Source organism: Pseudomonas sp. 008, from assembly GCF_016861935.1.
Taxonomy (GTDB): Bacteria; Pseudomonadota; Gammaproteobacteria; order Pseudomonadales; family Pseudomonadaceae; genus Aquipseudomonas.
In genome coordinates, this window is sequence record NZ_BOMA01000011.1 from 3,048 (window position 1) to 15,507 (window position 12,460).

A 12,460-nucleotide genomic window follows, 5' to 3' on the forward strand; every position below is an offset into this window, starting at 1 on the left:
TCAACCGTTTTGTGCAGCCTTGGCGTTTTGCAGTTGCCGGGCTTTTTCGGTGAGCAACGCTTTTTCTTCGGGGCTCATATTGTCCAGACGCAACCGCGCCTGGGCGATTTTCTCCAACTGACCCGGACTGCTTTCCCGGGAGCGCAACACCGCCGCCAGACCCGCCACGGTCGGATGGTCAAACACCACGCCCGGCTGGATTTCGCACTGCAACAACTTGCGAATGCCGGCCACCAGTTTGATCACCAGCAAGGAATGGCCCCCGGCGGCGAAAAAGTCCCGGTCGATGCCCAGACGCTCAACCCCCAGCAACTGCGCCATGCGTGTCACCAGCAATTGCTCAAGAGCATCGCGGGGCTGCATGCCTTCATCGTCAGCCGAGGTGGACGCGAGTTGTTGCAAGGCCTTGCGGTCAACCTTGCCGTTGGCCAGTCGCGGGAAGCTGTCGATCAACTGCAAGTGCTGCGGCAGCATCACACTGGGCAGACGCCGCGCCAGTTCGTCGCGAACGGCATCGAGTAAAGTCGCCGAAGGCGCCTGATGCGGCACGATGAACGCGAGCATCCCGTCTTGCGCGGACGGCCCCGGCAACACCAGTGCTTGCGCGACCTGCGGCACACGCAGTAACTCGGTTTCGATCTCTGCCAGTTCGATACGGAAACCCCGCACCTTGATTTGCTGATCGCGCCGACCGTGCAACGCAATCGCCAGATCCGGGCGATAGCGGGCCAGGTCGCCGGTGCGGTACAGGCGCTCCTGCGGATTGAACGGGCTCTGGATGAACACTTGCGAATCGGCCTCGACATTCACGTAGCCGCGACACAACTGCGCGCCGCCGAGGTACAACTCGCCCAGCACACCGACCGGCGCCAGTTGCAGGTTATCGTCGAGTACAAACACCTGATTGTTGCCCAACACCCGGGACAGAACGCCGGCGTCAGGCACCTCCGCATCCAGATGCAGCGGATGAACCAGCACGCCGACCGTGGCCTCGGTCGGGCCGTAGTGATTGAACACCCGGCAATCACTGCGCAAACCGGCGATCCGTTGCACCAATCCCTGGGCAATCGGCTCGCCGCCCAGCACCAGCGTGCGCGGCAGTTGCGCGCGTTCGCTGTCGAGCAGCGCGGCCAGGTGCGACGGAACGATCTTCAGGCAATCGATGGCCTGCCGTTGCAGGAAATCGGCAAACAAATTGCCGTCCTGCATTTGCTCATCGCTGGCCACATGCAGCGCGGCGCCGTTGAACAAGGCGCCGAACAGCGCCGTGTTGCCCAGGTCCGCCGCCACCGTGGAGGTGAAGCCGAACTGCTGGCATTGATCCAGCCCCAGGGCCTGGCTGACGTGAGCGGTGTAATTAAGTAATTGCCGATGCTCGATGACCACGCCTTTCGGCATACCGGTGGAGCCGGAGGTGAACAGCACGTACGCCGCCTGATCGCCCTGTGTGTCGAGGGTGATGGCCGACGTGCTCGCCGGGGTCGATTGCAGCACACGATCCACGGTCGCCAGAGGCAACGGATAATCGTGCCATTGCGCGATATGCCCGGCGTCGACCAGCAGCAACGCAGCGCCGGCCTGTTCCAGCATCAAGGCTTGACGGGCTTGCGGCCATTGCGGGTCCAGCGGCAGGTACGCGGCGCCGATGCGCCACGCCGCGAGCATGGCGATCACCAGCTCCGCCGAGCGTGGCAAGGCCAGCGCGACGATAGCCCCCGGCGCCACCCCCTGGGCTTTTAATGCCTGGGCCAACACCTCGACCTTCGCCTGCAACTGCCCGTAACTCAGGCGTTGATCGCCGTCAGTCAAGGCGATGGCTTGCGGCGTGGTCCGGGCCCAGTCGGCAATGCGCTGCGGCAAGAACCGGCTATCGACCCGTGCTCGCGCTGGCGGGTTGATCGACAGCAAGCGCTGTTGTTCGGCGGCTCCCAACACGTTCAGTTGACCGAGTTCGGCGTGAAGATTGGCAACGATGTTTTCGAGCAATACGCGCAACTGCACCAGCAACCCTTCCATCGCCTGGACCGAGTAACGGGACGCGTTGTAATGCAGGTGGAACGCGTGGGCGTTGCCCGCCTCGTCCGTTTCCAGTTCAAGCATTAATTCAAACAGTGCTTCGCGCACTGCCGAACGCGGAGTCCATTGCAGATCAGCGGACGTCGCGGCTTGCATGGCCCGGCACACGGCAAAACCATACGCCGGGCGAGCCGCCGTCGGCGCCAGTTCAGGCGACCAGTACTCCTGCCACGTACGGTGCTCATCCAGACGCGCCGCCAACTCCACCACCCAAGTGCTGAACCCTGCATTCGCCGTCAGTGACAGGTTCAGCGGCAGGGTTTTCTCGAACACGCCCACGGCATCGCTGAAGTATTCGTAATCTGTGCGACTGTCATGCCGCACACCGACCAGCACCTGTTGATGCCCGCTGAGCCGACCCAGCAACAGCCACCAGGCCGCTTGCAGCACCACACTCGGCGATTGCGCCAACGCCCCGGCCACTTGCTGCAAACCGCTGCGCAGTGCCGGATCGAGCGTGAGCGCCAGCGATTCAGTGACCGACGACAATCCAGGATTCCCGTCGCGATAGGCCAGCCACGGAGTACTCAAATCGGGATCGGCGCCCTGCAGGTGTTCCTGCCAGTAAGTACGTGCGCCGGCCGCGTCTTCGTCGAGCACCACTTCACTGCGCCATTCCAGGTACTGGGTGAATTCACCGGTCTCTTCATCATCGTCCGCCGCCGCTGGTTGCCCATAGGCCCGCACCAATTGCTGATACAGCAACCGCACGCCGCTTTGATCGAGGCTGTGCCGGGCCAGGCCCAAGACCAATTTCCATTGATCATCGGCCAGGCGATAGAGCACCGCTTGCGCGCCCTCGGATTCACCGACGACAAAAGCACGTTCCGCCCATTCGCTGAGCTGAGCCTGAATACCGGCCGGGGTATCGACCCTCGCCTGCACGCTCAGCGGGAAGCGCTCCGCCCCCCCGACGAACTGCCGGACACCATGGAAACCCGGCGCCTTGCCCAGCCGCGTAACCAGCATCGGCTGTTGCGCCAGCAAGCGATCCAGTGCGTTTTGCACCCGTTGCGGATCGAGGGCGCCGCTGATCTCGACCTCGAGGAAATGCAGCGCATCACCACAGGCCGGGGCCTTGGGCAACTGCTCCAGCAACCGTTGCTGTTCAGGCGTCAAGGCGTAACCCAGGTCCTGCTGGTCCATCGATACCTCGTTCATGCTCCGGTTTCCTCGGTGTTCATTACGCGTTCAAGGGCGCTGCGGTCGAACATGTCGCCCATGGCCACGACAATCTTGCGCGGGCCTTCGAACGGATCACGGGCGTGGGCCACCAGCATGTTGTCCAGCAGGATGGCGTCGCCTTTTTGCCAGTCGAAACGCACCGCGCATTCTTCGTACAAGTCACCGATGCGTTGCATCACTTCGTCTTCGATCGGCGTGCCGTCGCCGTAGAACACGTGGCGCGGCAAGCGGTCCAGGCCGAACATCGACAACAGGTCTTCCCGCACGTCCGGCTCCAGCCAATAGATGTGATGCAGTTGCACCTGGTTGAAGAACGATTTGGCGCCGGTCACCGGGTGACGAATGATGGCCGGGCCTGGGGTGCGGGTTTGCAATTCGTTGTTGTCGAGCCAGCGCCATTCGATGCCACCGGCCCGGCAACGGGCCTCCACCTCGGCACGGTCTTCAGTCTTGAAGAAATGCTGCCAGGACACGTCGAGGTTGTCGGTGAAGGTGCGCACGTAAAGCAGGCCTTTTTCCTCGAACTTGTCCCGCAGGTCCGCCGGCAGTTTTTCGTACATCAACCGGCAATCCACCACTGGAGTCGCACCGCCAATGGACGCGGCTTGCTCGCAATAGAACATCTGCTTGCGCGGCCAGCGATCCTGATGGGAGCTCTCGTTATGGAACAGGATCATCTTGCGTTCCGGGTACGGCGTGGAGCGGTAGGTGTTCTTGCCGCCCTCTTTCTTCGGCAGATCGCCGTACTGGCCGTAAAGCCCTGGCTGGATCGCTTCGGCAAACGCCTCGAAGCCTTGAATGCCATCCAGTTCGAAACCACGGAACAGAATCCCGGCATGCCTGGCGAGTTTTTCTTCGATCAGCGGCCGGTTGTTGTTGATCCACTCGATCAAGTCCAGGTGCGGCTCGTTCGGTTCCAGCAGCAGCGGGAACGGCTGTGGCGCGGCGATCAGCGATTCGCGGATCGGCGCCGGTCGGGCCTTGGCCGCCGGGGCGGCGCCGCGCTTGAGGAACTTGCCGAGTTTGTCGGCCTTGGGTCCGGGGACGGCAGGCTTGGCGGCCACCGCTAAATTGTCGACTGGCATGCTGATAGCTCCCAATAGAATGTCCTGATCAGCGACGATCTGTTCCAACAGGGCTATCCAGGCCTTCACCAGGTGCTGGATGCGCTCGTGTCCGAACAAGGTTGTGGCGAATTGCCAATTACCCAGCAATTGCCCTGCTTCATCGTCAACGAACAACGCCATGTCGAATTTAGAATGGGTCTCCAGCGCCGGCAGCGATTCCACGCTCAAACCGCCCATGGCCTGGGTGCGTCCCGGCAGGTTGTTCATCACGAACAACACTTGCACCAGCGGGTTCATGCCCTTGTGCCGCGGCACGTCCGAGGCGTCGACGATCATGTCGAACGGCAGGTCCTGATGCTCGAGGGCACTGAGCAGGGATTCCTGGGTCTGGCCCAGGAATCGGGCGAACGGTGTGGCGGCGTCGAACTGCGAACGCAACGGCAAGACGTTGACGAAGAAGCCGATCAACCGTTCAAGCTCCGGCTGTTCACGCCCGGCCACGTCGGCACCGACCAACACATCCGCAACGCCGCTGACCTGGTGCAACAACACCTGGAACGACGCCAGCAGCGTGCTGTACAGCGTGACGCCCGCGTCCATCGACAACTGGCGCAAGGCCGTGCTGAGTGGCGTGGTGAGCTGGAACTGCACCGAGTCACCCGCATAGGACGGTGTCAAGCCACGGGGGTTGTCCGATGGCAACTTCAGTTGCCCGTCATAGCCCGCGAGCCGCGCTTTCCAGTACTCGGCCTGACGCGCCAGCACGCCTTGCTGTTCCAGCTCCTGCTGCCACAGCGCGAAGTCGGAATACTGCACCTCCAGCGCCGGCAACGGGGTCAGGTCACCGGCCTTGGTGCGGTGGTAAATCTGCACCAGTTCGTTGACCAGCAAGCCCATCGACCAACCATCGGAAATGATGTGGTGCATCGCATAAAGCATCACATGCTCGGTCGGCCCCAGGTGCAGGATCCGCCCGCGCAACAGTGGCGCGTGTTCCATATCAATCGGCATGCGCGCGTTTTCCAGTGCCGCTTGTGCCACCCGTTCTTCCTGGGCACTGCGGGACAGACCGGACAAATCGATCACCGGGAAATCCAGTTCAACCTGCTCGGCGATCACGGCAATCGGGTCACCTTCATCGTCCTGGGTATACGCGGTGCGCAGCACTTCATGGCGGCGCACCACCTCGGCGAAACTGCTGATCAGCCGTTCCACCGACAACTCACCGCGCAAACGCAAGGCCATCGGCATGCCATAGGCCGCGGCACCGCCGGACAATTGCTCGGCGATCCACAAGCGACGCTGCACCAGCGACAACGGTGCGCTGTGCCGGGTGCCATGGGCCTTGAGCACCACACCGTGGTGGCCGTTCGGCTCAGGTGTGCCCTGCTGCTGCGCGATCCACGCCGCCAGGTCCTTGAGTCGCGGATGGCTGAACAGGTCGCGCAGGCTCAACGTACAGGCCGTGAGTTTGCGCAGGCGCGAGACTGCTTGCGTCGCGAGCAGGGAGTGCCCGCCCAGTTCGAAAAAGTGATCGTCGCGGCCGACCTGTTGCAGTTCCAGCACGTCCTGCCAGACCGTAGCGATCTGCTGTTCCAATGCACCTTCAGGCGCGACAAAGTCCGACGCCAGCAGACTGGCATCGACGCCCGGCAAGGCCTTGCGATCGATCTTGCCATTCGGGCTCAGGGGCAGGCTTTCGAGGAACAGCACATGGGCCGGAACCATGTAATCCGGCAGGCTGGCCTTCAGGCGTGCCTTGATGTCATTGCGCAACGCCGCCAGCCTGGATGAATCGGCTCTGGCTTGCGCCGGATCGTCGAACACCACGTACGCCACCAATTGCTGACCGATGGCGCCCGGTTGCGCCACCACCAGTGCCTGACGCACCGCAGGAACCCGCAGCAGATGGGTTTCTATCTCTCCGAGCTCGATGCGCAAACCACGAATCTTCACTTGATGATCGACCCGCCCGACGTACTCAATCACGCCGTCGGCGCGATAACGCGCGAGGTCGCCGGTGCGGTACACGCGGCCACCGCCCAGTGGATCGAACGGGTCGGGAATGAAGCGCTCGGCGGTCAATTCCGGGCGCTGGAAGTAGCCCCGTGCGAGCAGCTCACCGCCAATCACCAGTTCACCGACCACACCGACCGGCGCCGGTTGGCCCTGGGTGTCGAGTACATGAATCGCCCGACCGCCCAACGCCCGGCCAATCGGCATGGTCACCGGCAACGGGTTGCGGCCGGACACGTAGTCGCTGCAATCGAGCAGCGTGGCGCTGACCGTGGCTTCGGTCGGGCCGTAGGTGTTCAGCAGGCGCACATGGCCCAGCCCGGCCTGGCCCCAGGCGGCAACACCTTCCGGCGGCATGGCTTCGCCACCGACGATCACCTGGCGCAACGCGCCATAGTCACGATGACCCGCCGCCGCGAGGTCCTTGGCCAACATATTCCAGTAGGCAGTGGTCAGGTCGCTGATGCTGAACTGCTTGTCGAGCAATTCGCGATACCAGGTTTCGCTGTCCCAGATGTCCGGCCCACGCAGCACCACCGAGGCACCGCAAATCAGTGCCGGGTAAAGCTGCTCGACAAAGGCATCGAAGTTGAACGTGGCAAATTGCAGCGAGCGGTCCTGCGGCGTGAGGCCGAGGGCATCCCGGGCAACCTGGGTGTGACGGGTCAGCGCCGATTGAGTGATGCCGACCCCTTTCGCGCGCCCGGTGGAGCCTGAGGTGAACATCACATACGCCAGGTTTTGCGGGCCGCTGCGCTCAGGCAGATTGTCGGTCTGGGTCGGGTAATCCAGTTGATCCAGGCTCAGGACGGTCACACCCGCAGCTTCTGGCAACTTCGGCACGAGGTGGCTTTGGGTCAACAGCACACGCAGACCGCTGTCCTCGATCATCGCGCCCAGTCGCTCGGCCGGGTATTCCGGGTCCAGCGGCACGTAGGCGCCACCGGCCTTGAGCACCGCCAGCAGGCTGATGATCATCTGCGTCGAACGCTCGACCGCAATGCCCACCAGCACTTCGGGGCCGACGCCGTGTTGCAGCAGCACGCGGGCCAATTGGTTGGCCTGGTCATTGAGCTGGGCATAACTCAGGCGTTGCTCGTCGAAAATCAACGCCAGCGCGTGCGGCGTGCGTTCGGCTTGCCGTTCAAACAAACGCTGCACGCACACCTCATCGACCGGCAGCGCCAGCGGCTCGCGCACAGCGGTCGAGACCAGGGCCAGATCGCCCACGGCACTGGCGGCAGGTGCCTCGACCATCTGCAACAGCAGGTGCGCGAGATGCCCGGCCAGTTGTTCAATCGCAGCGTCATCGAACTGCTGACGATCGAAACTCAGTTGAAACGACAACTCGGCGCCGAGGTTCGCCGACAAGGTCAACGGGTAATTGGTTTGCTCGAAGTTACCCACTTCACCGAAGCGCAGATCTTGCGGTGCGCCCTGTTGCAGGGCTTCGGAGATCGGGTAGTTCTCGAACACCAGAATGTTGTCGAACAGGGCTTCGCCGCCCTGCCCGGCCCAACGCTGGATGTCGAACAGCGCGGTGTGTTCTTGCTCACGCAAGGCCAGGTTCTGCGCCTGCACCTGTTGCAGCCACTGCGCCAACGGCTGTTCGGCCCGTGGGCTGGCGACCACCGGCAAAGTGTTGATGAACAGGCCGATCTGCTGTTCGACCCCGGCCAGTTGCGCCGGACGTCCGGACACCGTGGCGCCGAAGCTGACCGTGTCCAGCCCGGTATAGCGTTGCAACAACAGCAGCCAGGCTGCCTGCACCAGGGTGTTGAGGGTGACTTTCTGTTCCCGCGCAAAGCCATTGAGCCCGGCGGTCTGCGCCTGGTCCAGGGTCAGGAAGTGCTCGCCTTGAGCGGTGTTGGCCGCATCGCTGCCGGTCCACACCAGCGCTTTGGCCAACCGGGTCGGCTCATCGAACCCGGCCAACTGGCCCTTCCAGAAACCTTCGGTGACCTGCGCGTCCTGTTGCGTCAGCCATTCGATGTAGTCGCGATAACGCCCCGCCGTGTTCGTCGGCACCTGGCCGCTGTAGCGTTGCAGCACTTCCCCGAGCAGCTGCGAATTGCTCCAGCCGTCCATCAAGATGTGATGGCTGGTGTAGATCAGGTGAAAACGCGCGGTGTCGAGGCGCACCACCGTCAGGTTCAGCAACGGTGCGGCGGCAAGATCAAAACCCTGCTGGCGCTGCGCGGCCGCCAGTTCGCTGAGCGCCAGGGCCACATCGCTGTGGTCGCGCCAGTCATGGAAGGTGAACGGCACGGCCAGTTGCTTGTGAATCACCTGCAACGGACGCTTGAACTCGCCGTCCCAGACAAAACTGCTGCGCAGTACATCGTGCGCATCCATTGCCGCTTGCCAGGCCTCGCGGAAACGCTCGACGTTCAAGCCTTCGACATCCACGCACAGCTGATTGATGTAATCGCCGGCCTGCTGCTCGTAGAGGGTATGGAACAGCATGCCTTGCTGCATCGGTGACAGCGGGTAAATGTCTTCGACCTGGCGTGGCGTCACGGGCAATGAATCAAGCTGGCGTTGCGTCAACCCGGCCAGCGGGAAGTCCGACGGCGTCAGGCCCTGATGCCGAGCCTCACAGCAGTGCTCGATCAACAGCCCCAGTTCCTGCGCATAAGCCTGCGCCAATCGGGCGATGGTCGATTGATCGAACATCTGCCCGCTGAACGTCCAGCCGATACTCAGTTCGCCGCCATACACCCGGCCATTCAGGGTCAGCCAGTTGTCCAGCGGCGCCAGCGGACTTTGCTCCGCGCCCGCCGATTCGCTGGCCGGGGTGAACAGTGCGCCCGCCTCGTCGCCGAACCCGGCATCGAACTGGCCGAGGTAGTTGAAGGTAATGCGCGGCACGGGCAAGGCTTGCAGCGCCTGGCGGGTGCGGTCGTTGCCCAGATAGCGCAGCGCGCCAAAACCCAGGCCTTTATCAGGGATCGCCCGCAGTTGTTCTTTGATCGTCTTGATCGAGTCCTGCGGCGTGCTCGCCGGGGTCAGCCGGACCGGGAACAGACTGGTGAACCAGCCCACGCTGCGGCTCAAATCGAGCTCGTCGAACAGCGCTTCGCGACCATGGCCCTCAAGCTGGATCAGGGTCGAGGCTTCACCCGTCCAGTCCGCAATCACCCGCGCCAGCGCCGTCAGCAACAGGTCATTGACCTGCGTGCGATAGGCCGCCGGTGCCTCCTGCAGCAGCTGGCGGGTTTGCTGTTTGTCCAGTCGGGTGTGCGCATGCAAGGCGTGGCGGTTATGCAACTCGCCCTGGGGTCGATCGCAGGGCAAGTCATTGCGCGCATCCTGCAATTGCTCTTGCCAGAACCTCAGCTGAGCCTGCATCGCCGGGCTGTCAGCATGCTGTTGCAAGCGTCGCGCCCAGGCCTGGGTGGCGCTGGTCTTGGCCGGCAATGTGAGCGTTTGGCCGGCCTGCAACTGCTCATAGGTCTGTTGCAGGTCTTCAAGCAGAATGCGCCAGGACACGCCGTCGACCACCAGGTGATGGATCACCAGCAACAGTCGCTGGCTGCCATCGGCCATGTTCGCCAGCACCGCGCGCAGCAGATTACCGCTCGCCAGTTCGAGGCTACGCTGTGCCTGTTCGCCCAACTGTTCGAGTGCCGCCGCATCGGCAACCTCGGCGGTCCACAGCAGCGGCGACTGTTGCCAGAGCGCCTGTTGCTCGGCCAGGGAGCGATGCTGCGCGGTCCATTTATTACCCTGACGGGTGAAGGCCAGACGCAACGCGTCGTGATGGCTGACCAGTGCCTGCAACGCACGCTCCAGGTGTTCGGCGTGCAGAGGTTTGGCGGACTTGAGCAGCACCGACTGGTTCCAGTGGTGCGGCTCGGCCATCTCGCGTTCAAAGAACAACTGCTGGAATGGCAGCAACGGCGTATCGCCAGTGACCGGGCCCTGGTCGATGCGCAAGCCACTGTCGCCGACCTTCGCCACCGCCGCGAGGCTTTGCACGTTCTGGTGCAGGAACAGGTCTTTGGGGCTGAAATGAATCCCCGCCTGACGCGCCCGGCTGACTACCTGGATCGAGATGATCGAATCGCCGCCCAGCTCGAAGAAGTTGTCGCTGATCCCCACCTGCGGCCGCCCCAGCACGCTTTGCCAGATCTCCACCAATGCTTGTTCGATGGCACTGGTCGGGGCGCTGTAAGCCTTGCTGCTGGCTGTGGTGTCGGCCTTGGGCAACGCTTTGCGTTCCAGTTTGCCGTTGGGGCTGACCGGCATGTTTTCCAGCCACAGCCAACGCTGCGGGACCATGTAGTCCGGCAATGTCTGGCTCAGGTGTTCCTTGAGACTGCGCTGCAAGGCGTTGCGAGTTTCATCGTCGGCGTGCAGCAACGCGTCGCGGGTCGGCACCACATACGCCACCAACAGCGCGCCGTCCTGGGCGATGACCACGGTTTCACGGACTTCGTCGTGTTCGGCCAGGCGCGCTTCGATCTCGCCCAACTCAATGCGCAGGCCACGGATTTTCACTTGATGGTCCATGCGCCCGGCGTATTCGATCACCCCGTCGGCGCGATAACGCGCCAGGTCGCCGGTGCGGTACAGACGCTGGCCGTCACCGAACGGGCTGGTCGCGAAGCGCTCTGCCGTGAGCGATGGGCGACGGTGATAACCCCGGGCCAGGCCTTCGCCGCCCAGGTACAACTCACCAATCACGCCCACCGGCACCGGCGACAACTCGTGATCGAGAATGTAAGTGCCCAGGTTGGCGATCGGCCGGCCGATCGGCACGCTGTCGCGCCCTTCCTCGATGCACGTCCAGTGCGTGACGTCGATGGCCGCTTCCGTCGGGCCGTAGAGGTTGTACAAACCGGCATTCGGCAGCTTGGCAAACACTTGCTGCTGCGCATCCACTTGCAGGGCTTCACCACTGCAGACGATCCGGGTCAGGCTGGCGCACTGGCCCACCGAAGGGTCTTGCAGGAACGCCTGCAACATCGACGGCACGAAGTGCAGCGTGGTGATGCGTTGCGCGGTGATCAGCTCGATCAACTGCGCCGGATCACGATGAATACCCGGCGCGGCCACCACCAGGGTCGAACCGGTCAGCAGCGGCCAGAAGAACTCCCAGACCGACACGTCAAAACTGAACGGCGTTTTTTGCAACACGCTGTCCGTGGCGTCGAGTCGATAGGCCTGTTGCATCCAGCACAGACGATTGACCAGTGCCGAATGACGGTTGCCCGCGCCTTTCGGTTTGCCGGTGGAGCCCGAGGTGTAGATCACATAGGCAAGGTTTTCCCCGTCGAGATCAACGCCAGGGTTGGCATCGCTGCGGCCTTCCAGCCAGTCGCCGTCCTGATCCAGCACCAGGCTGCGAATGCCGGCCGGAATCGGTAATTGCTCAAGCAAATGGCTCTGAGTCAGCAGCAATTGGATGCCGCTGTCTTCAAACATGTAGGCCAGGCGTTCCTGCGGGTATTCCGGGTCCAACGGCAAATAGGCACCGCCGGCCTTGAGAATCGCCAGCAGGCCCACGACCATTTCCACCGACCGCTCGACCGCGATGCCCACCAGTACATCCGGGCCGACGCCCTGCTCGATCAGCACGTGAGCCAGTTGATTGGCGCGGCCATTGAGCTCGGCGTAGCTCAAGCGTTGCTCGGCAAACACCAGCGCACACGCCTGCGGGGTTTTACCGACCTGCTCTTCGATCAGCGCCTGCACGCTGCGATGCAACGGGTAGTCGACGGCGGTGGCGTTCCAGTCGACGACCGTCAGTTGCCGCTCCCGCTCATCGAGCAATGCCAATTGCCCGACCGGGCGGTGGATGTTCTCGACCAGGCCCTGCAACAGATTCAGCCAGTGCCGGCCCATGCGCTCGATGGTCGATGGCTCGAACAAATCAGTGGCGTAGGTCAGCGACGCGTCCAGGCCTTGCGGGTTATCACTGGTGTCCAGGGTCAGGTCGAACTGCGCGGTGCGGTGTTCCCAACTGAGGTTTACCAGCTCGATGCCCGGCAAGGATTCGGCCAGCGTTGAGGCCGCTTCGCTGCGATGGTTGAACATCGCCTGGAACAACGGGCTGTGGCTCAGGTTGCGTTGCGGTTGCAGCGCATCGACCAGTTGCTCGAACGGCAGGT

The 12,460-nt window shown here is 63.0% G+C and carries 2 protein-coding genes (1 of these 2 running past the window's edge); both read right to left on the reverse strand.

The window, feature by feature from the left end; all coding sequences use genetic code 11:
* Positions 1 to 3,237 (reverse strand): amino acid adenylation domain-containing protein, encoded by a 3,237-nt coding sequence (locus JUI81_RS21320; protein ID WP_204124989.1) that lies wholly within the window; start codon positions 3,235 to 3,237, stop codon positions 1 to 3.
* Positions 3,234 to 12,460, reverse strand: the 3' portion of a protein-coding gene (locus JUI81_RS21325; protein WP_204124990.1) for a non-ribosomal peptide synthase/polyketide synthase. It continues 4,294 nt past the right edge of the window; 9,227 of the gene's 13,521 nt are visible here — the last part of the coding sequence; the start codon falls outside the window, past its right edge; its stop codon occupies positions 3,234 to 3,236. Before JUI81_RS21325 ends, JUI81_RS21320 begins: the two co-directional genes overlap by 4 nt.

What these genes read in the sequence shown, in the direction of transcription:
- JUI81_RS21320 (WP_204124989.1), bottom strand. Translation starts at nt 3,237, where the DNA reads ATGAACGAGGTATCGATGGACCAGCAGGACCTGGGTTACGCCTTGACG.